Source organism: Flavobacterium zhairuonense, from assembly GCF_004352915.1.
In the GTDB taxonomy this organism is placed as follows: domain Bacteria; phylum Bacteroidota; class Bacteroidia; order Flavobacteriales; family Flavobacteriaceae; genus Flavobacterium; species Flavobacterium zhairuonense.
Window position 1 is genome coordinate 361913 of sequence record NZ_SJSY01000073.1, and the last position, 24078, is coordinate 385990.

The 24078-nt window shown below is 33.9% G+C and carries 14 protein-coding genes and 1 other RNA gene; 8 read left to right on the top strand and 7 right to left on the bottom strand.

Features of this window, described 5'->3' with window-relative positions; all coding sequences use genetic code 11:
- Positions 1-8: 8 nt before the first annotated feature.
- Positions 9-1418 (bottom strand): NADP-dependent phosphogluconate dehydrogenase, encoded by a 1410-nt coding sequence (gene gndA, locus EYY60_RS13735; protein WP_132989885.1) that lies wholly within the window; start codon positions 1416-1418, stop codon positions 9-11.
- An 828-nt stretch (positions 1419-2246) separates the two neighbouring features.
- On the opposite strand from gndA, the gene EYY60_RS13740 reads away from it, so the two are divergent.
- From EYY60_RS13740 to EYY60_RS13760, 5 genes are all read left to right on the top strand, one after another.
- Positions 2247-5435, top strand: a complete 3189-nt coding sequence (locus tag EYY60_RS13740) for a SusC/RagA family TonB-linked outer membrane protein (protein ID WP_132989886.1) — start codon at positions 2247-2249, stop codon at positions 5433-5435.
- A 12-nt stretch (positions 5436-5447) separates the two neighbouring features.
- Positions 5448-6875, top strand: coding sequence for a SusD/RagB family nutrient-binding outer membrane lipoprotein (locus EYY60_RS13745; protein WP_132989887.1), 1428 nt, complete (start codon positions 5448-5450; stop codon positions 6873-6875).
- Positions 6876-7109: 234 nt separating this feature from the next.
- Positions 7110-7847, top strand: a complete 738-nt coding sequence (locus EYY60_RS13750) for a hypothetical protein (protein ID WP_132989888.1) — start codon at positions 7110-7112, stop codon at positions 7845-7847.
- 24 nt (positions 7848-7871) lie between these two features.
- The gene (locus tag EYY60_RS13755; RefSeq protein ID WP_132989889.1) at positions 7872-8726 is read left to right on the top strand and encodes a hypothetical protein; all 855 of its coding nucleotides are present in this window, start codon (positions 7872-7874) and stop codon (positions 8724-8726) included.
- Positions 8727-9096: 370 nt separating this feature from the next.
- Positions 9097-11199 (top strand): beta-galactosidase, encoded by a 2103-nt coding sequence (locus tag EYY60_RS13760; RefSeq protein WP_132989890.1) that lies wholly within the window; start codon positions 9097-9099, stop codon positions 11197-11199.
- A 190-nt stretch (positions 11200-11389) separates the two neighbouring features.
- Here the strand turns inward: EYY60_RS13760 and EYY60_RS13765 are convergent, their stop codons facing one another.
- The 3 genes from EYY60_RS13765 to EYY60_RS13775 all read right to left on the bottom strand — a co-directional run bounded on the left by EYY60_RS13765 (position 11390) and on the right by EYY60_RS13775 (position 15229).
- Positions 11390-13027, bottom strand: a complete 1638-nt coding sequence (locus EYY60_RS13765) for a hypothetical protein (RefSeq protein ID WP_132989891.1) — start codon at positions 13025-13027, stop codon at positions 11390-11392.
- A 331-nt stretch (positions 13028-13358) separates the two neighbouring features.
- Positions 13359-13756: a transfer-messenger RNA gene (ssrA, locus tag EYY60_RS13770) on the bottom strand.
- Between the two features lie 270 nt (positions 13757-14026).
- Positions 14027-15229, bottom strand: coding sequence for a serine hydrolase domain-containing protein (locus tag EYY60_RS13775; RefSeq protein WP_132990012.1), 1203 nt, complete (start codon positions 15227-15229; stop codon positions 14027-14029).
- 240 nt (positions 15230-15469) lie between these two features.
- On the opposite strand from EYY60_RS13775, the gene EYY60_RS13780 reads away from it, so the two are divergent.
- Positions 15470-16672: an NAD(P)-dependent oxidoreductase gene (locus EYY60_RS13780; RefSeq protein WP_132989892.1), complete on the top strand. Its 1203-nt coding sequence runs from the start codon at positions 15470-15472 to the stop codon at positions 16670-16672.
- Between the two features lie 126 nt (positions 16673-16798).
- On the opposite strand, the gene fumC is transcribed toward EYY60_RS13780, so the two are convergent.
- The 3 genes from fumC to arsC form a co-directional block, all read right to left on the bottom strand.
- Positions 16799-18184 (bottom strand): class II fumarate hydratase, encoded by a 1386-nt coding sequence (fumC, locus tag EYY60_RS13785; protein WP_132989893.1) that lies wholly within the window; start codon positions 18182-18184, stop codon positions 16799-16801.
- An 872-nt stretch (positions 18185-19056) separates the two neighbouring features.
- Complete coding sequence (locus tag EYY60_RS13795; RefSeq protein ID WP_132989894.1) at positions 19057-21516, bottom strand: outer membrane beta-barrel family protein; 2460 nt, start codon at positions 21514-21516, stop codon at positions 19057-19059.
- Positions 21517-21611: 95 nt separating this feature from the next.
- Positions 21612-21956 carry an arsenate reductase (glutaredoxin) gene (gene arsC, locus EYY60_RS13800; RefSeq protein ID WP_132989895.1) on the bottom strand — a complete coding sequence of 115 codons (345 nt, stop codon included), beginning with the start codon at positions 21954-21956 and terminating at the stop codon, positions 21612-21614.
- 111 nt (positions 21957-22067) lie between these two features.
- On the opposite strand from arsC, the gene EYY60_RS13805 reads away from it, so the two are divergent.
- Together EYY60_RS13805 and EYY60_RS13810 are read left to right on the top strand one after the other, a co-directional pair.
- Positions 22068-22985 (top strand): CPBP family intramembrane glutamic endopeptidase, encoded by a 918-nt coding sequence (locus EYY60_RS13805; RefSeq protein WP_132989896.1) that lies wholly within the window; start codon positions 22068-22070, stop codon positions 22983-22985.
- 21 nt (positions 22986-23006) lie between these two features.
- Positions 23007-24050 carry an AMP-binding protein gene (locus tag EYY60_RS13810; RefSeq protein ID WP_132989897.1) on the top strand — a complete coding sequence of 348 codons (1044 nt, stop codon included), beginning with the start codon at positions 23007-23009 and terminating at the stop codon, positions 24048-24050.
- Positions 24051-24078 lie beyond the last annotated feature (28 nt).

Below are 24078 nucleotides of genomic sequence, written 5' to 3' on the forward strand. Positions count from 1 at the left end.
TAAGTTGCTTATTCAGCCCATTGTGTGTGGAAAACGCCTTCTTTGTCTATACGCTCATAAGTATGTGCTCCGAAATAATCACGCTGTGCTTGAATTAAATTTGTTGGAAGATTTGCTGATCGGTAAGCATCAAAATAAGCTAACGAGTTCATTAATCCTGAAACAGGCAATCCTTTTTGAACCGCAAACTGAATCACAGCTCTCATTCCAGCTTGGTTTTCTACTAATTTTGAAGCAATTCCACCATCTAAAAGCAAGTTTGGCAAATCTGCTTTTGTAACATATGCTTTTCTGAAATCTTCTAAAATTGTCGCACGAATGATACATCCGCCACGCCAGATTTTAGCAACAGTTTCTAAATTCAATCCGTAATTATATTCTTTTGAAGCAGTATGAAGTTGTGCTAAACCTTGAGCATAAGTCACAACGATAGAAAAATACATAGCCGATTTTAAAGCCGCAATCGCTTCACTTTGAGAAACATTGGTTTCGCTTGCGTTCCAAACTAATTTTTTAGCAGCTTCGATTCTTTCTGGTTTTGTTTTCGACATATCGCGCATGTTTACTGCGGCATCAATAGTCGGAACTGGAACTTGTAAATCCATTGCGTTTTGCGAAGTCCATTTTCCTGTACCTTTAGATCTTGCCCAATCCGAGATTTTATTGATTAATTGAGTTCCATCTTCATCTTTTTGTTTTAAGATGTTTCCGGTAATTTCAATTAAATAGGATCTTAAATCATCCGTTTGATTCCATTCTGCAAAAGTTTTTTGAATGGTTTCATCATCGATGTTATAACCTCTTTTCATAAGGTCATAAACTTCAGAAATCAACTGCATGATTCCGTATTCAATTCCGTTGTGAACCATTTTTACATAGTTACCAGCAGAACCATTTCCTAAATATTCTACACAAGGTTCTCCGTCAACTTTTGCCGCAATTGCTTCAAAAATTGGGCGAAGTCTTTCATATGCTTTTTGATCACCGCCTGGCATCATAGCAGGACCTAAACGTGCTCCTTTTTCACCTCCAGAAATTCCCATTCCGAAAAAGTGGATTCCTTTTTCAGATAATTCTAAAAATCGTCTGTCTGTGTCAGTGAAATAAGTATTTCCGCCATCAATAATGATATCTCCTTTATCTAAATGAGGAAGTAAGCTTGCAATAGCACTGTCAACAGGTTTTCCCGCAGGAACCAATAACATAATCGCTCTTGGCTGTTGAATAAGCTCCACAAAATGTTTTACGTCTGTAGTAGCTTCAATAGTTTGGTTTGCATCGGCTTCTTGCTGAAGAGAGTTGACTTTTTCTGTGTCTAAATCTAAACCTGCAGCCGCAAAATTATGGCTTGCAATATTTAAAAGTAAGTTTCGGCCCATTACACCTAATCCTACAATTCCAAAATCAAATTTGTTCATAGTTTTTAATTAACTAAATTATTAGAAGAATGTTTGCTGCAAAAAAATAAGGATAAAAGCTCCAATGCTTTTTTATTCAGTGTTTTGCAGAAAAACAAAGTTTGTTTTGCATCACCTATTTTAAAATGATGAACGCAAAGTTAGAGAAAAATGCTGAAAAAGGAGGAGTAAAATCGTTCACTTTTGGTCTTTATTGTGATACTTTTTATGTGTTTAAAACACGGTTATTGTAAAAGGAATAACTATTTCGATTTCGGAACTTTATTGCTTTAAAATTGAAATAGAAAATTCAATCAAACGTATTGTTTAATGCTTTCGTTTTAAGAAAATTCCGATATGCAGGAAATTTTCTTCATTTTATTAACTCTCTTGTTTTTAATGAATTATGTAAAAACGTTTTTCTTAGTTAACATTTTTTTTTCAAAAAGAACTCTTAAAATTTTTAAGTTCGCTATTTTAATTTACTTTTGTTCTATCAAATTAGTAGAGTTTAAAATATAAAACTATAGATTATTTGTGAGAGCGCGAGATTTCTGGGCATTTTTGGTTTTAAAATAGTCTTTGCTAAAATCTTTACTCTGAATTTACGTAAAATTTTAATCAAAAGAATCTTGGTGAGAGAGGATTTAATTTGATACAAGCCAAATGAATACTAATCCAAAATTAAAAAAGAAATGAAAAAACGAATGTGTTGCAGGTAAAAAAGAAAAAACCATTTCTGTTGCAGCAGAAATGGTGAAGCTTAAAGAAATTGTCATCTCTAGAAGGAAAGCGAAAATGGAATAAATCTGTTTTCAGCTCACCTTTTTATTAAACTAAAACAAAGTAATGAAAAAAAAATTAAACAGCTATATACTGTTGTGTATTTTATTGATTTCCATAGGAGTTAAAGCACAAGAAACAAAGCCATTAATCCAGTCAAAACTTGAAGGAACAGTTGTAGATGCTGTTACAAAAGAGCCTGTAATTGGTGCTTCGGTAAACATAAAAGGAACAACGCACGGAGTAGTAACCGATTTAGACGGTAAGTTTTTCTTCCAAACCGGACAGAAATTTCCATATACATTAATAATAAGTTATTTAGGGTATAAAAAAACGGAAGTTGTTATTCAAAAAAATGCAGTTGTCATAGGTCTTGAACAAGAACAAAATGCATTGTCAGAAGTAGTTGTTACGGCACTTGGAATTACAAAAGAAAAGAAATCGTTAGGATATACTACTCAATCGCTTAAAGGAAAAGAACTGGCGAATACAAAAGAAACGAATTTCTTAAACAGCCTTACTGGTAAATTAGCAGGTGTTCGTATTACCAATTCACAAGGAGATATGGGATCATCGCGTATTATTATTCGTGGAGAAACTTCTATTGCTGGAAACAACCAACCTTTATTTGTTGTTGATGGCGTTCCTGTTGATAATTCGCAATTGAATTTTGGAGGCGCAACTCGTGATTTCAGAAATGCAATCGCCGATTTGAATCCTCAGGATATTGAAACATTGACGGTATTGAAAGGACCTAACGCGGCGGCGCTTTATGGATCGCGTGCGGCACATGGTGTTGTTTTGATTACAACAAAATCTGGAAAAGGTCAAAAAGGATTAGGAATCAGCGTGAATTCTGGAATTACGATTTCTCAAGTGAGTACTTTGCCAGCTTTTCAAAATTCATATGGACAAGGTTCAAATGGAAAATTCAGTTATGTAGATGGTAAAGGAGGCGGTGTCAACGATGGAGTTGATGAAAGCTGGGGGCCAAGATTAAATGGACAACTTATACCTCAATTTTATTCAAATGGAGTTGCTGTGCCTTTTGTAGCACATCCTAATAACGTAAAAGATTTCTTCAATACAGGACTTACTTATGACAATAGTGTTTCGGTAGCCAAATCAGATGATAAATCAGATTTTCGTTTGGGAGTGAACAATCAAAAGCAATTAGGGACTGTGCCAAACAGTGAAATAAACAAAACAAATTTTACTATTAACACAAATTACCAAATTTCTAAAAACGTAAAAGTTGGTGTTAATGCGAATTATATTGTTACTGCTGCTCCACAGCTTCCGGGAGGGCCGTCAGGAGGACGTGCAGCTGGTGTTATGTTGCAATTTCTTTGGTTTGGACGCCAAGTTGACATCAATGATCTTCAAAATGATTGGACTAGAAACTGGAACAACAGCTATTACAGCAATCCGTATTGGAATGCTTATTACAATACTACAAGTCAGCAACGTAACCGCTTAATTGGAGATATTCATTTGGATGCAAAAATTATAGACGGACTTAATTTTAGATTCCGTACTGGAGTTGATTATTATAATGATCGCAGAAAATACACTATTAAATATGGAACAAACGGAACTCCTTTTGGATCGTATGCCGAAGATGCTTATACAGTAAACGAACAAAACACAGAAGGGATTTTTCAATATACAAAAAACCTGAATGACGATTTTAGTTTGGACGCACTTGCAGGATTCAATGTACGTAACCACAGTGATGCAAACAATTATCAAAAAGCACCACGTTTGGCTGTGCCGGATTTATATACGCTGACGAATTCACGTGATCCGTTGACTTCATCAAATTCGTATTCTCGTTTGAGAGTTTATAGTGCTTATGCTTCGGCGCAATTGGGTTTCAGAAATTATGCGTTTTTGAATGTTACAGCCCGTAATGACTGGTCATCGACATTGCCAAGCAATAATCGTTCTTATTTTTATCCGTCTATCAATGGTAGTGTTGTGCTGACTGATGCATTGAAAATCAAAAGCAATACACTTGATTTCTTAAAAGTGCGTGGAGGCTGGTCTGAAGTAGGAAACGATGCAGATCCGTACCAATTATCGACTGTTTACAATTTCCAAACAGCATTTGATGGAAACCCGATTCAGACTTCTTCTCAGAAAAAATTGAATGAGAATTTGAAACCAGAAACAACGCGCTCAAGCGAAGTTGGTTTAGAAGCAGCTTTCTGGAAAAATAGATTGCGTTTTGATGCTGCTTATTATAATACGAACAGTTTTGATCAGATTTTGGAAATCAAAACAACAGCTTCAAGCGGTTATAATTCGCAATTAATCAATGCCGGAAAAATCAACAATCATGGTATTGAAATTCAGTTGGACGGAACTCCTATCCAAACGAAAGATTTCAAATGGAATATTGGCGTAAATTATTCTAAGAATACGAGCAAAGTTGAAATTTTGGATTACGACCAAAAAATCCAAAACTATACTATTGGTTCATCAGGAGGTGTTGATGTTTTGGCATCTGTTGGACAAGCATACGGTGCACTTTACGGAACAGCATACGAGCGCGATGCAAACGGAAATATCGTAGTAGGAGCAAATGGATTGCCAAAAGCAGATCCGACAAAAAGAGTTTTAGGACATTATACTCCAGATTATTTGGCAGGCGCTACGAATACATTTACATACAAAAATCTAGAACTTTCGGTTCTTGTTGATGCAAGCGTAGGAGGTGAGCTTTTCTCTGGAACAAACAGAACTGGTAATTATACAGGAGTTTTAGCACAGACGCTTCCGGGCCGTGGTGCTGAAAATGGCGGATTGAGCTATTATTATCCAGGAAACAATACTTCTAATCCAAAAACATTGGTAACGGGAGGAGCTGCTCCTGGCGGTGTAACGGTTTATGATGACGGAATGATTTTCGGAGGTGTATTTGCTGACGGAACTCCAAACAATAAAGTAATTAGCGCACAAGAATATTACAAAGCATCATACAATATTAGCGAAGCTTATATCTACAGTTCGACTTATGTAAAACTTAGAGAAGTTAGATTGACTTATAATGTTGACAAAAAAATAGCGAAGAAACTAGGATTAGATGGAGCAAGCATTACTGCAGCGGGTCGTAACTTATTGTTTATTTACAAAGATGTGCCAAATATTGATCCTGAAACAGCTTTCAATACTGGAAATGCACAAGGATTAGAAAGTTTAGCCTTGCCTACAACCAGAAATTTTAGCCTTAACGTTAATCTTAAATTTTAAAAACTCGGAATCATGCTGAAAAAACTATTATATATTACACTATTTGCATTGACGCTGAGCTCTTGCAATGATGATACTTTGGATGATATCAATAAAAATCCAAATGCAACCGAAACGCCATTAGCGCCTTATCTATTAACAGGATCTTTGAAACAAGGAGCCGATTTGTATTGGGGAGATGGAAATAATTTTAACTCATCTTTATTGTTTGTGCAACATTGGGCAAAAATTCAATATACAGAGCCAGATCGATATGATGTTTCGAATACCTCGTTCACTTCTTTATGGAACACTGGATATGCAACTTTGATTACAGATTTGAATACGATTATCAATTTCCCGGCAGATCAAGCCAATTCAAATTATAAAGGTATCGCGTTGACATTGCGTTCTTGGACATTTTTATTGCTGACAGATGCTTACGGAAATATTCCTTACAAAGAAGCAGGCTTAAAAGTAACGCCAGCCTATAATACACAAAAAGAAGTTTACACCGGATTACTTGAAGATTTAAAACTAGCGCAGTTTCAGTTAAGTACAGCAAACGGTGCTGTAACAGGTGACTTGGTTTACAAAGGTGATATTGCAAAATGGAAGAAATTTGTGAATTCACTTCGCTTAAGAATTGCATTAAGAATTTCTGATAAAGAACCTGCTTTGGCTAAACAAGCGGCAATTGACGCCATAAGCGATGTGGGCGGATTAATCAGCAGTAATGCCGATACTTTTAAATTCACTTACATCAGTTCGCCACAACAAAATCCGGCTTCGGCTTGGTTTGAAACTCGTGATGATTTCCGAATTTCAAAAACAATGGTGGATAAATTATATGAATTATCAGATCCGCGTTTGCCTGTTTTTGCGCAATTGCCATCAGATGCAAGCGTAGGCAAATATGTTGGAGGAGCAAACGGATTATCAAACAGTGATGCCAATAGTCAAGGCTTTGCCAAAACATCAAAACCGGGAACGTACTTTTTGACTTCGACATCGCCAGCAGTAATTGCTTCTTATTCAGAAACATTATTTAATCTTGCTGAGGCTGTAGCTCGTGGCTATATTTCTGGAGATGCTGAACAGTATTATAAAAATGCCATTACGGCTTCGTTCACTCAATTCGGAATTACCGATGTAACTGCGATTTCGAATTATCTGAATCAAGCAACAGTAAAATATGATGCTGCTAATTATGCGAAATCAATTGGTACGCAAAAATGGATTGCTTTCTACGGACAAGGTCTTGATGCTTTTACAGAGTGGAGAAGATTAGATTATCCTGTTTTGAAAGCAGGTCCAGCGACTGTTTTAGACGGACAAATTCCTTCTCGTTTCTTTTATCCGGGAACAGAACAATCTTTAAACGGAGACAGTTATAAAGCAGCAGTTGCCAACCAAGGAAAAGATTTGTTGACTACGAAGCTTTGGTTTGATGTAAAATAAATTTTATACGCCGATAGCTAAATATATTGGAAAGTAAAAAGCCTGAAAAACTAAATTTTCAGGCTTTTTTTGTATTTACAAGGAAGATGGCTCGCCCAAGCGGGGAATATTATTTACTTGTTTTTCTAATATTAGCTTTATATTTATTATCTCCATATTAAATATCTTTAAATTTATTTTTAGTTGTTATAATTTTGAACTAATATATTTATCTCTAAAATTTTAATTATATAAATGGAAAACTCAAAAAATAACATTGTAATTAATATCGCATCTATTACAACAATAAGTGGTATTGTTCTTTATCAATTTGGATGGTTGTATTGGAGATTCTTTTTTAAGCGATTTAATATTGATTCTTCATTAATAGATATGTCTTTTATAAAAATTATTGCAACAACATGGACAAATATCTTATTAATTCTGTTTTTTGTTTTTTTTGCATCATTTAAAGAAATTGTAAAAAAAGAAGTTACATTAATGAATGCAATAATTGCATTTATAATCTCGTCATCTTTTATGTTCTATAGTCTTATAGATAATAAAACCTATAAAATGATAATTGTTGGAATTACATTAATCATTGTATTGATTTTGTCATTTAAAAAGCATTATATAAGTATTTCTAGAAAAGTATTCATGTATATTATGATAGCAGGGACTTATGTAATTTCATTTTTCTATTATCCTGTACTTGCAATTGAAAATGCTGATACCTTGTACAACGATTATTCGGAAGATGTTACTTTCATAATTAAAGATGATAATACAAAAATTTACGGAAAATTTATTTCACATATGGAATCAAAATACTTCGTTCTTGTTGAAAATAGTAATTGTAAAAAAGTAGTTAAAATTTTAAATGATGATGATATAATTTCTGTAGAACTTATTAAAAATGATAATGTTTTTGATGATTTAATTCGTAAAATTCCTAAAGTAGATGCGCCGATACCCGCAACAGGTCCATAATCAGTAAATACATAGAAGTAAAAAATGGTAAATAAAAAACAACTTAAAAGAGATAGGGAAACTAGAACAATTATAGCGATTTTTATTATTATGCTAATAATTCCAATAATCTGTTATTCAGAGAATGGTTTTTTTGTAAAAATATTATTTTACATATTACTTATTGCAAGCATAATTTTAATTTATAAGAGTGCAAGAAAGACATTCAATAACGTACTTCCATTTATAGTTGTTTTATCTTTTTTGATTATCATTTTTCCACTAATACATGACTGTTTGATTAAAGAGAAAAACAATTATGCATTAAATGAAGACTATATAAATCATAAGAGGATAGAGACAGAATTAAAATTAAGATACTATCAAGACGTAGATTTATTACTAGCATATACAGAAAAATTGCCATTAAAAATCAGGCAACTTAGGTGCGATGATTCTTTAACGAATAAAAAATTGAGTTTTAATATTGGATATTTAATAATTTCACCAGAAAAAATAATTAATCATACAGGTGGTGGAGGTATAAAAAATCCACCAAAAATATTTGATGTAAATTTCTATAATAATCAGAATTTAAAAATTGGGTATTTGAAATTGTCAAATGAAACAATAATCGAAGGGATTAATAATAAGAAAGAAGAAAAAGAGAATCTTGATTATATAATAAAAAATCTTAGAGTTGATGCACAATTTATTGATGTTTGGTTAGATTCAGTAACAATTTTTGTTTTTAGCAATATTAAACCGATTGGGCGAATTACTCAAATAATTCAATTTTTACAGGTTATTACATCATTTTTATTTATTTATATGTTGACAACATTTTTAGATAATTTTAAACAATTAAAAATTACTAAAAAAACTGATAAAGAAACTTAAGTAAAGTAATTGAATAAAACTAAATTTAATAAATTCTTATAATAAAGGCTAAGTCTAATGAATAGGATAAATTAAATTTGTAAACAGTAAAACATTAATTAAATTGTCTAGTGAAATCAAAAAAGCCTGAAAAACTAAATTTTCAGGCTTTTTTTTTATGGTATTTATTTAAGTTTTGTTTTTGATGATGCATACGATTGCAATGCAACAGAACTTATAATAAAAAGTATTCCGCAATCCCGCAAGTAAATTGTTCAGTCTAGATTCTAGACTACATTTTTAGTAAAGTAAATTTGCTCTTAATTAAAAATAAGTGTATGTTTAACACTTTAGTTTTGTGTTGTAAATAGAAATAATAAATCCAAAAAAAATGAAGCAGATTATAAAAAGAAAAATATTCAAAAAGTCCATGCTAACTTTTTTGATTGCAATGGTTTGTATCGGGGCAAATGCTCAAAAGTTTGAAAAGTACTTTCCCAAAAAAGATCTGACAACCGTAGGAGTTTATTATTATCCTGAACATTGGGATGAAAACCAATGGGATCGAGACTTGAAAAAAATTGCAGAAATGGGTTTTGAGTTTACTCATTTTGCAGAATTTGCTTGGGCACAATTAGAACCACAAGAAGGAGTTTATGATTTTAAATGGCTTGATAAAGCAGTAGCAATTGCAGCAAAATACAAACTAAAAATTGTCATGTGCACTTCTACAGCAACGCCTCCCGTATGGCTGGTGCGCAAGCATCCTGATGTACTCGTTACGTATGAGGATGGGACCAAAAGTGATCACGGTTCTAGACAACATGCCTCATTTTCGAGCAATTACTATAGAAGTTATTCTTTAAAAATGGTCGAGCAATTGGCAAAAAGATATGGGAATAACAAAAATATCATTGGTTGGCAAATAGATAATGAACCAGCACGTTTTCTAGATTATGGAGCAGATGCACAACAACGTTACCGCAATTGGCTAAAGGAAAAATATCAGAATATCGACACTCTTAATAAAGCTTGGGGCAATAGTTTTTGGAGTGGTATTTATTCTGATTTCAGTGAAATAAATATTCCCTTGCATAAAGAATGGGGAATGAATTTGCATTCACAGCTAGATCATTACAGATTTGCCGATGAGGAAACTGCTACTTTTCTGGATTCTCAAGCGGCAGTCATTCGCAAATATGTAAGCAAGGATCAATGGATTACTTCTAATTACAGACCCGCTTATGATGAGAGTTTTATCGGTATGAGCAAAGAATTTGATTTTGATTGCTACACTCGATATATGGTTTATGGCGGAAGTTTAGGGATAGGGAAGAATGGATATCGTTTGGGAGATTACGCCGCTATTGGAATGGCTAATGATTTTTTCAGACCCCTTAAAGGAATGTATGGTTGTATGGAATTACAGCCGGGACAAGTGAACTGGGGAAGTATCAATCCGCAACCTTTGCCGGGCAGTGTTCGAATGTGGCTGTGGCATGTTTTTGCAGGAGGCAGTAAATTCGAATGTACTTATCGTTTCCGTGCTCCTTTGTATGGTTATGAGCAGTATCACTATGGTATCGTTGGTACGGATGGCGTAACGCCAACACCGGGCGGACTGGAATTCAGCCAATTTATAAAAGAAATAGAAACACTTCGAAAAAACTATAACGCAAAGGCAGAATTACCAGACTACTATCTAAAACGCAAAACGGGAATTTTGTTCAATCCGGATAATGTCATGGGGATTGACTTAAATAAGCAAACCAAAGAATGGAATACGATTAATCACTTTTTAAAGTATTATAAAGCTTCAAAGTCAATTGGTGCTCCAGTTGATTTCGTCAGAGACACAACAGATTTTTCAAGATATCCTTTTTTGATCGTGCCGGCTTATCAAATGATCGATCAAAAATTGATTGATAAATTAACATTGTACGCAAAAAATGGTGGAAATTTAATCATGAGTTGCCGATCTGGAATTCAAAATCGTCAAGGACATCTTTGGGAGGCAAAATTTTATGAGCCGATTTGGAGTTTGATAGGATCTCAAATAGAATCCTATGATTTATTAATGCCTCATTCTCCTGGTGCTATTAAATTTGAAAATCAAGAATTTGCCTGGACAAGTTGGGGCGATTTACTAAAACCAGATAAAGAAACAGAAATCTGGGCAACATATCAAGGTGATTTTTATGCAGGTACAGCAGCTGTCGTTTCGCATAAATTAGGAAAAGGAACCGTGACATACGTTGGTACAGATTCGAAAAATGGCGACTTAGAAAAACAAGTAATCAGAAAATTATACAAACAGCAAAACGCACCTATAGAAGATTATCCAGAAGGAGTTATGGTCGATTATCGCGACGGTTTCGGAATAGCAGTAAATTATTCTGATAAGCCTTATAACTTCAATTTGCCAAAAGGCTCGAAAATTATCTTTGGAACTCAGTCTATAAAAACGGCTGATGTTTTGGTGTGGAAATATTGATGAGAAATTTTTAAATGTAAGTAAAAAGCCTGATGAAAATGTTGAATTTTTATCAGGCTTTTTTGGGTTTATGATCTTTCAGGACGAGACAGTTTATTAGGCTTTTTGATAGTGTCTTAGATTTTAATACAATACTTAAATATAAAAAACATGTTTAATAATTTTATTTCTTATAAAAATAGATTATTGTTTAAAGTCTGATATTTAGTTCATTGGTCAAAGAGTTAATACTTGTCCCGAGATTTTTTACAGATTTGTCAAAACCAAATTGAGCTCCTTTATTGAAAACATCGATTATACTATCTAGATTTTTTTCATTTGCATTTTCATCAGAAATAGTTTTATCATCTCTTAAAGCGATAAATCCACCTCCGATTGCAGTATGTAAAATAAAATCTAAGTTTATCCAAGGTTGATAATATTTGTCGTCTTTTTTTCTAATTTCTTCCAGATTATCAGGTTTCCAAATGTTCAATTTATAAGCTAGATTTGGATTTATGGGTTCAAGAGCTTCAATTAAAAAATCTCTGGCAAATGCCGGACTATATTTTTCAGAGAGAATTTCTTCTGCCAAAGCTCCAATACTGTTTAAATCTGCAATTGAAATATTTTCTCTTTTTTCAAGTGGGTAATTCAAACTTGCTTCTATAAGTTGTGAATCTTTTAAAAGGTAGTACCATATATATCTTCTCAAACATAAAAATGCTCTGTTTTTGGTAATCCAAAGCGCAATATTCATATAATATTGTCTAATAACCTTAAAATCAGCTGTGGTTAAACCAGATTGTAAACCTGGTATGTCGTCTCCGTTGAAATAAGATTCAGACCCATTTAGATTAACATTTACAAAATGATGCCAGGTTGAATCGACTACAATACGGCCCACTTTTGCCAAACGGCCATCCCAGACAGCAATTGAAGAAAAAGAATGTGGAATAGTTAACGATTTTCCGCCACCTCCGGTAGTGCTGCCTCCTAAAACATGAGATGTTGCAATATTTTGAGTAGCCACAGTGATCCCATTAACAGTAAATGATGTTTCAGGCTTGCATTCACCTTCATGGGGATGATCTGGCATGATATCAATCAATCCAGATGGTCTGACACTTTTTTTAATGGATAATAAAGGATGTGGCAGGCCTGTACCAAAAATTCTCACAGAAATATTTTGAGGAATGTTGTCTGATTGGTTATCAAAATACAAAGAAGTTGCATCACCTGCTTTTGGTCGGTTTGTATCATTTCTGCGTGGTTGGGTCATGCCCACTTCATTTGCGCCGAAATCAGCCCAATGTCTCATGTCTTTTACTCTTGGGATATTACTGCACAAAGCTGAACCTAAAGTCCCATGATCACCTGTGGCAAATAATCCGCCACCATTATTCATATAAGTTTCAATTGCGGCTAATTCATCAGTTGGTAAACCTGATCCTGAATCGATACCAAACAACCACACTTGGTCAAAATTAGCAAGCGTTACACTTGAAGCAAAATTAAAATTTGGAATAGTCGCTACAACCAATGTATTTGGATTCGAGAAGGGGGTAGGTCTTTTTTGACCAAGTGTTATTTGGTAATTATACCAGGTAGTTCTTTGCAGTTCATTAAAAGTGGTTAAGAATTCAGATAATCCAAATGCTCCTGTACCAAAATCCAAACCATCTGTTACAACTAAAACTTTTAGATTACAGCGTTTCCAAAGCCATCGTCCGGGAAAAAAAGGCTTCAGGATTTCCGGGCGAATTATGTCTATTTTACTGAGTAATCTCAAGCGCTCATCTCGGTCAAGAAGATGCATGTTTTTGAATTGTTCTTCTAAAGTTTCCATTTTATTAGTAATAAAATTACGTCTACTCTTTCTTGGATTTTCGACTTACTCCGAATTAAATTCTGGCCATGAATAGTACTGCTAAATTAAAAGTCTGGAACAATTAGAACAAGGGTGTATTTCCCCTATTTGTAGGAGGTTTTTTACTGATTTTGTTTATTACGAGATGGAATTGAAACTTTTGGCAAGTCTGGATGTAATAACTTAGTAATTGAATTCCAGTTAAAAACTAAATTTTAATGCTTGCCTATATAGGTTATCTGCTGACCTTCTTTTGATTGATATCGGGAATTAAATGAAAAAGGGAAGATATATTAAATATCTTCCCTTTTTGTGGAGTCGCCGGGAATCGAACCCGGGTCCAAACAAGCAACTAAAGAGCTTTCTACACGCTTATTTCCTGATTGGATTTTCGATGTCAAGCTAGGCCAGAAACAGCCACCGAACACTTATCTTCTTAATTTTCGAAACCCACCCGAAGCTCATGGATATCTAGGTTTATTTTTACGGTTCCCCTGAACGGAACGCCACAAACCAAGGCTTTCCAGGAGAATCCAGCTTCCCTACCTTGTAGAGACGTGGCGCAATCTTACTATGATTCGGATTAAGCAGCTAAAGCGTAATTATTTTCGCCGTGTAAAAGTTCGAGATCTTATATTTACGAGCAAGGTCTCAATGCTCGACGTGCTTACTGTTCAATTCGACTTGCTGTCAAAACCAGTCGACCCCAAAAAATAAGTTTGCAAATTTATACTATTTGAAATTACTTTCTACTAAAAATTTTAAAAAAAGTCATAAAGTCATAAAGTCGAAAGTCATAAAGTCATAAAGTCGAAAGTCGAAAGTCGAAAGTTGAAAACTGTGACGTTTTTAAAGTCACAGGTTTTTTCTTTTGCGTTTTTTTATTTTCCCGCAATTAGTATGTTTAAAAAAGACAAAGTCAATATTGTCAACTGTTAAAAGACTTTACGACTTTCGACTTTTGACTTTAAGACTATCTTACTCTTCGTCTTTAAAATTAAATGGATAATCGCCAAAAATTGGAGCTAGTTTGCGAACCGCATAAGTATTTCTAGTCATTTTGTTTGACAACGCAATTATGGTCACATTTTCTTTCATCAAAGTAATGTAAGATGAGGTATTTCCGTGCCACCAACCATTATGGAAATAAAAATTCTGCCCCGTTTCCCAGTTAATCATTCTGATTCCAAGACCGTAGTTTTTAGTTCCTTTGCGTTCGTTGCTGTAACCCGTATAAACTTGTTTTAACAAAGCTGGTTTTAAGAAATCTGGAGATTGTCTTGCACGGTCAAATTTCAAAAGATCGCGTACAGTTGAAAAAACATTTTTGTCTCCGTAAACATTATCTAGATAATCGAAACCAATTTCGGCTCCATTTCCTTTATATGAAGGAACAATTGTTTTTCTGTCTTTATCATCATCAAAAACATACGTATGTGTCATTCCAAGTGGTTTGAAAATCATTTCAGCCATTGCTTCTTTATATTTTAAACCTGTGATTTTTTCGATAATAAGCGCCAACATTGCATAATTGGTGTTGCAATATCCAAAACGAGTTCCGGTTTTTGCTTCAAGACCAATATCTTTTGTTGCCAAAATATCAAGAATGTCTTTATTAGTCAATTGATTATGTCGGTCCCAAACCGATTTATCGTGATCGGTGAAATAAGCATAATTACGCATTCCGGTACGATGGCTCAAAAGCATTCGAACTGTACAATCTTCGTATGGAAAGGTTTTTAGAATCGTATTGACTTTTTGGTCCAAATTAAGTTTTCCAGCATTAACTAATTTTAAAACCGCTGTTGCTGTCAAAACTTTGCTCACAGAAGCAATTTGTACAGGAGTTTCGGCAGTGATTTTTGTGCCTTCGTTTTTGTTGGCGTAGCCATTGTATCTTTCAAAAATAATTTGCCCGTTTCTTGCTACCAAGAAACTTCCATTCATACTGTTATTTGGCCAATTTTTATTATAAAAGTGATTAATTCTGCCTTTTACGGAATTTATATATGCTTGTGAAAGTCTTTTTTCTGGGCCTAACGGCTTCATCTTCGGCATGGTATCTTCAACTACTGAAGCCGGATCAACGCTAGTCTTTTTATCATTGCCACATGAACTTAAAACTAAAATTAGAAAAAGTATTTGTGGTATCTTTGTCATTTTAAGGAAACTCATTTTCATCATTCTTTAAAAACAAATATATAGAATTCAATATTTATGTTTTTGATATTTTAGTGACTTCAAATGGCTATGTTAACATAATTTTAACTAAAAAAATAGTTAGTCGATTGTTATTCAGCGTTCAACGGTAATTAAATATTCTAAATTGTAATTTTTGAACAAAACTTTAACTAAATTTGTTATATTTGAAACAAATACGATGTAAAAAGTTATATTATTAAATGCTTTAAACTTATTTAAATGAAATTTGGAATTATAAAAGAAAGAAAAAACCCACCAGATCGCCGTGTAGTATTTGCTCCAGATGCATTAGCAAAATTGAAACAGCAGTATCATGATGCTGTAGTGGAAGTAGAGGCTTCAGATATAAGGATTTTTTCGGATCTTCAATATAAAAGTATGGGAATAACCGTAACGGATGATGTTTCTGATTGTGATGTCTTATTTGGGGTAAAAGAGGTTCCTGTTGAGAATTTAATTCCAAACAAAGCCTATTTCTTTTTTTCGCATACCATAAAAAAACAGCCTCATAATCGAAAACTACTTCAAGCGATTTTAGAAAAGAAAATAGATTTGTATGATCATGAAACCATTGTAAATGAGCATGACCATCGTTTGATTGGTTTCGGAAAATATGCAGGAATGGTTGGTGTTTACAATGGAATTCGAGCTTTCGGAATAAAATTTGAATTGTTCAAGCTTCCAAAAGCTGAAACGCTTTCAGGAAAAGAGGATTTGATAAAGCATTTAAAACGCATTACAATGCCAGCTCTGAAATTTGTAGTTACCGGAACTGGAAAGGTTGGGAGCGGGGCAAAAGAAATTTTGGACGCTATAAAAGTGAAAGAAATTACGATTGATAATTATTTGACTAAGAAATATGCACAAGCCGTTTATGTGCAATTGGATGTTTTAGAATACAACAAAAGAAAAGACGGGCAAGTTTTGGATTTTGTAGATTTTGTTACTCATCCAGAAGAGTATGAATCAGATTTTGAAAGATTTACTAAAGTATCTGATATTTATTTTGCGGGACATTTTCATGCCAATACTGCGCCAATGATTTTAACGAAAGAAATGCTGAACGCAAGCGACTGTAAATTGAAAGTCGTTGCAGATATTTCATGCGATGTGAATGGCCCAATTGCTTGTACCGTTCGTTCATCAACAATTGCAGAACCTTTATATGGTTATTTTCCTTTGGAAGATAGAGAAGTAGATTTTTTTCATCCAGCTGCAGTTGCAGTAATGGCTGTTGATAATTTGCCTTGCGAAATCCCGAAAGATGCGAGCGAAGGTTTTGGTGAACAATTCATGGAACACGTAATTCCGGCTTTCTTCAACGGTGATAAAGACGGAATCCTAAAACGCGCCAAAATCACTGAAAATGGAAAACTGACCGAAAGATTCAGTTATTTGCAGGATTACGTTGATGGGAAATAATTATTAATGGTTAATTATAAATTGTTAATTATAAATTTAAAAGAGCTTTCTAATAATTTAGAAAGCTCTTTTTGTATGGCGTTACAGATTAATTAATCATTAACAATTCATAATTAACAATTAAGTTTAAACCATATCCTCCGGCTTTACCCAAGCATCAAAATCTTCTGCAGAAACATAACCTAAACGAACAGCTTCGTCTTTAAGAGTTGTTCCGTTTTTATGAGCTGTTTGAGCGATTTCAGCTGCCTTATAATACCCGATTTTTGTATTTAAAGCTGTAACCAACATTAATGAATTATCGACTAATTCTTTGATGCGTTTATAATTTGGCTCAATTCCTTGTGCACAATGTTCGTCAAATGAAACGCAAGCATCGCCTAACAATCTAGCTGATTGTAAAAAGTTTGCAGCCATAACGGGTTTGAAAACATTCAGTTCATAATGTCCTTGTATGCCGCCAACAGCAATTGCCATATCATTTCCAATAACTTGAGCGCAAACCATTGTTAAAGCCTCACATTGCGTTGGATTTACTTTTCCTGGCATTATTGATGATCCTGGTTCGTTTTCAGGAATATGAATTTCGCCAATTCCGGAGCGCGGTCCAGAAGCCAGCATTCTCACATCATTCGCTATTTTATTTAATGAAACAGCTAATTGTTTTAATGCTCCGTGCGTTTCTACGATTGCGTCATGCGCAGCCAAAGCTTCAAATTTGTTTTCTGCTGTTACAAAAGGATGATTGGTGAATTTTGCTATATATTCGGCTACTTTTATGTCGTAGCCTTTTGGGGTATTTAATCCAGTTCCGACAGCGGTTCCTCCTAAAGCAATTTCAGATAAATGGGTTAAAGTGTTTTTTAAAGCTTTTAATCCGAAGGCTAATTGAGCTGCATAACCCGAGATTTCTTGTCCGAGTGTCAAAGGTGTTGCATCCATTAAGTGTGTACGGCCAATTTTAACGACGTCTTTAAATTCGGTTGCTTTTTTTACTAAAGTAGCGTGCAGTTTTTCAACTCCCGGAATAGTGGTTTCTACAACCATTTTGTAAGCCGCAATATGCATTCCAGTAGGGAAGGTGTCGTTTGATGATTGCGATTTGTTTACATCATCATTTGCTTTTATAAATTGCTCACCTTCACCAATTTCGAAACCTTTCAAAACTTGAGCACGGTTTGCAATTACTTCGTTGACGTTCATATTGCTTTGCGTTCCAGAACCCGTTTGCCAAATTACCAGCGGAAATTGATCGTCTAATTTTCCTTCTAGAATTTCGTCGCAAACTGTGGCAATAGCATCTCTTTTTTCAATTGGCAAAACGCCTAAGTCGTAATTGGCATAAGCTGCTGCTTTTTTTAGATAGGCAAAACCTTCAATGATTTCTTTTGGCATAGAGGCTGCGTTTCCTATTTTAAAATTGTTACGTGAACGTTCTGTTTGCGCACCCCAATATTTATCGGCTGGGACTTGAACTTCGCCCATGGTGTCTTTTTCTATTCTGTATTTCATTATATTATATATAAAATGTTATTTGTGAAATGTGAGTTGTTACGTTTTGATTATAATTTATACGATTAAAAGGAACGCGGATGACGCTGATTTGCTCTGTAAAGACGCTGATTTAAACGGATTTTATTTTTGATGTTTGAAATTTCTTTTGAAATTGAGTGCCCTAGCCCCGATAGTAGTGAAAATCCTTTTATGTTTTTTCTTTAAAAACAAAAAAGATTGTAACGGATAGCGGGAAACAGCTCCTTAAAAAACTCATATTCTTCTTATTTAGAAAGTTGAATATTATTCGGAAAAATATCCTTATTTAAAATGAGTATAAATATACATATAAATGTTATTTAACGAAAATTGATTTAGATTTTATTGCCAAGGACGAATTTATAACCTACATTTGTCGTAACATTCAAAAATTCCGGAAAACATGTTTGAATTTTCACAGTACTTAGGCTTTTTGCTTTTCTTAACCATACTAACTATAGGGTTTTGGTTAATGTTTTTCTTGGTTGGTTTCGTATCTTACTGGGTTACGGGTGCTAGCTGGGAAATGTTCAAAGAAAAGAGAGCTAAAAGAAGACAAGAAGAACAATCAATTTAATTATAAATTGATTTCATAAAAAAGGACCACTATTGTGAGTCCTTTTTTTTTTGTTCCCAAAAAAAGGAAATCCCAAATTCATCCCGAGGTTTCGGGACTAAATTCCAATTCCAAATTCCTGCTGAACGTATAAACCCGACAGGTTTAAAAAAACCTGTCGGATTTAATTATGAACGAAAATTATTCAGATTCAAAAAAAAATCCAAATTCCAGTTTTTAAACTTGGAATTTGGATTTTTATCCCGAGGCTTCGGGATTGGGATTTAACTATGTGTTATCCAGGGAATTCTCCTCCGCCGTCTCCTTCTCTTGGAGCTTGATTTTTGTCTCTTTCGCCTTTAGGTTTGTTGAAACGGTATGTAAACGATAAATTGAATTGACGTTTACGGAACTGCATTTCACTATAAGCTGTCTGGCTTTCAAGTGTTGTAGAATTTTGAAGATACGTATATGATCTCATGATTCTTGAATTGAAAATATCACTGATGTTGAATGCAATAGTTGCTTTGTCTTTTAAAACATCTTTGCTGAATGCTGTGTTCATTCCAAACATATCTAAGTTTTTCCCTTGAGCTGTTTTTTGTGAACCATTGTAGTTAGCACTTAATTGCCAGTCAATTTTGTATGGTAAAGTCAGTTTTGAATTGATTCTTGCAAACCAAGTGTTGGCTTGATTATCAAGGTTTTGTACTACTGTATTGCCGTTGAAATCAACATAAGTGTTTTCTCCAGTTGTTTTTACGTTGTAAAAGTTGAAGTTACTGTTGATTCTCCAGATTTTAAATGGTGTATAGTTTAATGTGAATTCAAAACCAAATTTTTGCTCTTTTCCAAGGTTGATCGGACGGTTTAAGATAACTGGAATACCGTTTACTACATTTCCATTTGGAGTACGAACGAAACTGAAAACATCTTTTGTGTCTTCAAAATAAGCAGAAGTATTGAACGTTAATTTGTCCCAACGTTTGATATATCCGATATCATATTTATCAGTTAATGACGGATCTAGATCAGGATTTCCTTGAAAAATATTGATATTACTTGAATAGTTTACCGCTGGATTCATGAAACGTCCTCTAGGTCTTGTCAAACGCTTGCTGTAACTAGCTGAAAAACTGCTTTGATCTGAAAGTTCATAACTAATAAATGCGCTTGGGAATAAGTTGTTGTATTTTTTAGTATTGAAGTCATTCGTCTCTAATAAGTTTACGTGAATATTTGTATCCTCCCAACGAAGTCCAAATAAGTAAGAGAATTTATTTACTTTGAAACCATATTGTGTGTAAAGTGCATTAATGTTTTCTTTGTATTCTAACGTATTTGACAGATTTGGATCTTTAGCGCCATTTTCATCAGTTACAAAATATTCGTTATTCAAATCACCAAAGCTTCCTTTATAACCAGCCTCAAACTGACTTCCTTTTCCTAATGGCAAAACGTAATCTGCTTGAAACAATACTTGTTTTTGAACCTGATTGTTTAATGTAGTGTTGTAATTTGGAGAAGCAGTAATGGTACTGTTGCTGTCGTCATCATTTTTTGAAATTGATAGATCGGCAGTAAGTTTGTGACCTTTATCGTTGAAGTTTTTGATCAAATTCGAAGTATATTCCACATTTTGACTTCCTGTATTACCATCATTTAAACGGAAAGAAGTTCCGGTGAAAGCGTGAGCAGCATCGTAATTGTAATAATTGATTAAATCTCTGGTATCACCTGAATTTTTTTGATAGTTAATAGCATTTGTCCAATACGTGTTTGGTGCTACAGTCCATTCGATTCCCGCTCTTCCATTAAAACCGTCAGATTCTCTTTTTGTATCACGATCTTCATCAAGGAAACCTTTAGGAGTTCCATCAGCGTTTAAATATTCAGTGTTAGTCAAACCAGCACCTTCATTTGTTCTGTGATTGTATCCTAAAGTTGTAAAGTAGTTTAATTTTTCAGTTTTATAGTTCAAATTACCGCTTAATCCGTAAGTTTCAGGAATGCCTGTTGAAGCGATAAAAGTTCCGTTGAAACCTTGATTTTTTCCTTTTTTAAGGATGATATTGATTAATCCAGATCCACCTTCAGCATCATAACGAGCAGATGGATTGGTGATAACTTCTACTTTGTCAATTGCATCAGCAGGAAGTTGGCGTAAAGCTTCGGCAATATTAATAGCGTTTGAAGGTCTTCCATCAATCAAAATTCTAATATTATCGCTTCCTCTCAAGCTTACATTACCTTCAGTATCAACAGAAACAGATGGGACATTGTCAAGAACGTCGCTTACAGTTCCTCCTTTTACCATCATATCTTGACCAACACTGTAAACTTTTTTATCTAGTTTTATTTCTACAGTCGATTTTTCTGCACGAACCACAACTTCATTCAATTGTGCTGCATCTTCTGATAAATTTACAACGCCTAAATTAGTATCACCAGAAATGTTTTTTCCTTTGATTTCAGTTGATTTAAACGAAATGAATTCTACTTTGATATCATAAGTTCCAGGTGCTACAGCTACTTCGAATTCACCTTTTGGGTTGGTGATTCCGCCAGCAACAACTTTTGTGTCGTTTGGTGCCATAAGCGAGATTGTAGCGTATTCAAGTGGTTGTTTGCTAACTTTTTCGAAAACTTTTCCAGTAACTTTTACCTTGTTTTTACCAGGAGGTGCCTGTTGTGCATAGTTGTAAAAACTTGCAAAAAAAAGAACAAGCAATACAGCAAATTTGATTTTTTTCATTGTTATTTTTGGTTTCATTTGCTCTTTAGACACCAAATATGGCTCCAGGTTTAAAGCGGAAATCACAAAAAAATGTTAATTTGACTAATTTGTAATTAGTCTAAAAAGTTGGCTACTAAATCTAGATCTCTCCCAATGATGGCTTTGCCGTCTTTAACGACAATTGGGCGTTCTATCAAAATTGGATTTTCTACCATTGCTTGGATGATTTCATCGTTGCTCAGATTTTTTCCTTTATAATTTTCAATCCAAATTTTTTCTTTAACACGTACTAATTGAATAGGTTCCAAGCTTAGTTTTTTTAGCAATTCTTTTAACTCATCAGAGTTTGGTGTCTCAGTCAAATATGGGATAATTTCAAACTCTTGTTTTGACTGATCGATAAAAGCCAAACAGCTTCTTGATTTTCCGCAACGAGGATTATGGTAAATTTGTATCATTTTGTTATATTTAAATATTGTAAGATAGTTAACGCAAAAAATAGGTATTTTCGCAGTGCCAAAAGTACTACTTACTTATTAAACTGAATTCTCATTTTAAAATTATATTACATGTTTTTAGAACAAGGAATTAAACCTTATAATAAATTTTATCTGTATCTGATCGGGTCAGTTATTATCATAGCCGCTTCGTTTGTTGGTCAAATTCCGCTTTCTGTGGCAGTTCTTTATTCTAGTTTTAAAAATAAAACAGAAATTCCAACACAAGAAGATGCAGTTTTGAAAGTATTTGAACCAAACTTGACTTTGTTTTTGGTTATGATTTCTTTTGTTTTTGCGTTTGCAGGGGTTTATTTTGTTGTAAAATACCTGCACAAGCAGACACTTTTGTCGGTCACAACGTCAAGAAAAAAAGTAGATTGGAATCGTATTTTGTTTTCATTTATTGTCTGGGCCATTTTTTCAAGTTTGAGTTTTTGGGTAGTTTATTTGAAGGATCCTGAAAATTTTATATGGAATTTTAAATTGGTTCCTTTTTTGATTTTGATTGTAATTGCAACATTGCTTATTCCAATACAAACCAGTACAGAGGAATATGTTTTCAGAGGTTATTTGATGCAAGGTTTTGCCAATTTGGCCAAAAATAGATGGTTTCCTTTAATGATGACTTCTCTAATTTTTGGATCGATGCATATTTTTAATCCTGAGGTAGCAAAAATGGGTTACATTATTATGTTTTATTACATCGGGACGGGTTTGTTTTTAGGTATTATTACGCTGATGGATGAAGGAATAGAATTGGCTCTTGGTTTTCATGCTGCAAATAATTTGACTGGAGCTTTGCTAGTAACATCAGATTGGACGGTTTTTCAGACGCATTCCATTTTCAAAGATATGTCTGAACCTTCGGCAGGACTTGATGTGATACTGCCTGTGGTAATTGTTTATCCGATACTGTTGCTTATTTTCAGCAAAAAATATAAATGGACAAATTGGAAAGAAAAATTGACTGGTAACATAAATATTTAAGAATCTTTTAATTTTATAATCATGACACAGTTAACACATAAGAATGTACATAATTATTTTAAAATCAACGGATATCATTTAAATGCAAAAGATTTATGCCGTGTTGGATACAGCTTTATAAAAGAAGGTGATATTTATGAGCGAGCAATAGGTGAATTTCTTTTAGACTGGTTTGATAATAAAGATTATATCGAAATGACTACTTCGGGAACTACTGGACTTCCTAAATTAGTCAGATTAGAAAAGCAGGCAATGATTCAATCGGCTTTGGCAACGGGTGATTTTTTTGGTTTGGAGCCAGGTGATCGAGCTTTGCTGTGTTTGCCAACGCAATTTATTGCTGGAAAAATGATGCTTGTGAGAAGTCTGATTTTAGGTCTTGATATCGATGTGAAAGCACCAAGCACAGAGCCTTTGGCTTTTAATTCAGAAAAATATGATTTTGTCGCAATGGTTCCGCTGCAGGTTCAAAATTCTATTGATAAACTGAAAAATGTTAAAAAGCTAATTATTGGTGGTGCCAAAATCGATTCGGCTCTTGAAGCAGAATTGTTAAAACTAAATGGCGAAATATATGAGACGTATGGAATGACGGAAACCATTACGCACATTGCGGCCAAAAAGGTTGGAGAAAGTGCTTTTTCAATTTTGCCAAATGTAAAAATTGAAAAAGATGATCGCGGTTGTCTTGTGATTTATGTTTCATCTATTTCTGATGAGCCAATTGTTACTAATGATTTGGTTGAATTGATAAATGACCAAAAATTTGTTTTCTTAGGAAGAATCGATAATGTGATCAATAGTGGAGGAGTGAAGCTGATTCCTGAACAGATTGAAGCGAAATTAATTGGGAAAATTCCAAATCGATTTTTTGTAACTGGAGTTCCCGATTCTATTTTGGGAGAAAAGCTGATTTTGGTAATCGAAGGTGAAAAACAAGAATTTACTCCAGATTTTTTTGATGTTTTAGGAAAATTCGAGAAGCCAAAAGAAATTGTTTTTGTTCCGAAATTTAAAGAAAATGAAAACGGAAAATTGCTGAGAAAACCATCTTTACAATCGTAAAAATTCCAATATAAAAAATCCCAAATTT

Coding starts and splice junctions, on each gene's coding strand:
- gndA (WP_132989885.1), bottom strand. CDS start 1,418: ATGAACAAATTTGATTTTGGAATTGTAGGATTAGGTGTAATGGGCCGA.
- EYY60_RS13740 (WP_132989886.1), top strand. CDS start 2,247: ATGAAAAAAAAATTAAACAGCTATATACTGTTGTGTATTTTATTGATT.
- EYY60_RS13745 (WP_132989887.1), top strand. CDS start 5,448: ATGCTGAAAAAACTATTATATATTACACTATTTGCATTGACGCTGAGC.
- EYY60_RS13750 (WP_132989888.1), top strand. CDS start 7,110: ATGGAAAACTCAAAAAATAACATTGTAATTAATATCGCATCTATTACA.
- EYY60_RS13755 (WP_132989889.1), top strand. CDS start 7,872: ATGGTAAATAAAAAACAACTTAAAAGAGATAGGGAAACTAGAACAATT.
- EYY60_RS13760 (WP_132989890.1), top strand. CDS start 9,097: ATGAAGCAGATTATAAAAAGAAAAATATTCAAAAAGTCCATGCTAACT.
- EYY60_RS13765 (WP_132989891.1), bottom strand. CDS start 13,027: ATGGAAACTTTAGAAGAACAATTCAAAAACATGCATCTTCTTGACCGA.
- EYY60_RS13775 (WP_132990012.1), bottom strand. CDS start 15,229: ATGAAAATGAGTTTCCTTAAAATGACAAAGATACCACAAATACTTTTT.
- EYY60_RS13780 (WP_132989892.1), top strand. CDS start 15,470: ATGAAATTTGGAATTATAAAAGAAAGAAAAAACCCACCAGATCGCCGT.
- fumC (WP_132989893.1), bottom strand. CDS start 18,184: ATGAAATACAGAATAGAAAAAGACACCATGGGCGAAGTTCAAGTCCCA.
- EYY60_RS13795 (WP_132989894.1), bottom strand. CDS start 21,516: ATGAAAAAAATCAAATTTGCTGTATTGCTTGTTCTTTTTTTTGCAAGT.
- arsC (WP_132989895.1), bottom strand. CDS start 21,956: ATGATACAAATTTACCATAATCCTCGTTGCGGAAAATCAAGAAGCTGT.
- EYY60_RS13805 (WP_132989896.1), top strand. CDS start 22,068: ATGTTTTTAGAACAAGGAATTAAACCTTATAATAAATTTTATCTGTAT.
- EYY60_RS13810 (WP_132989897.1), top strand. CDS start 23,007: ATGACACAGTTAACACATAAGAATGTACATAATTATTTTAAAATCAAC.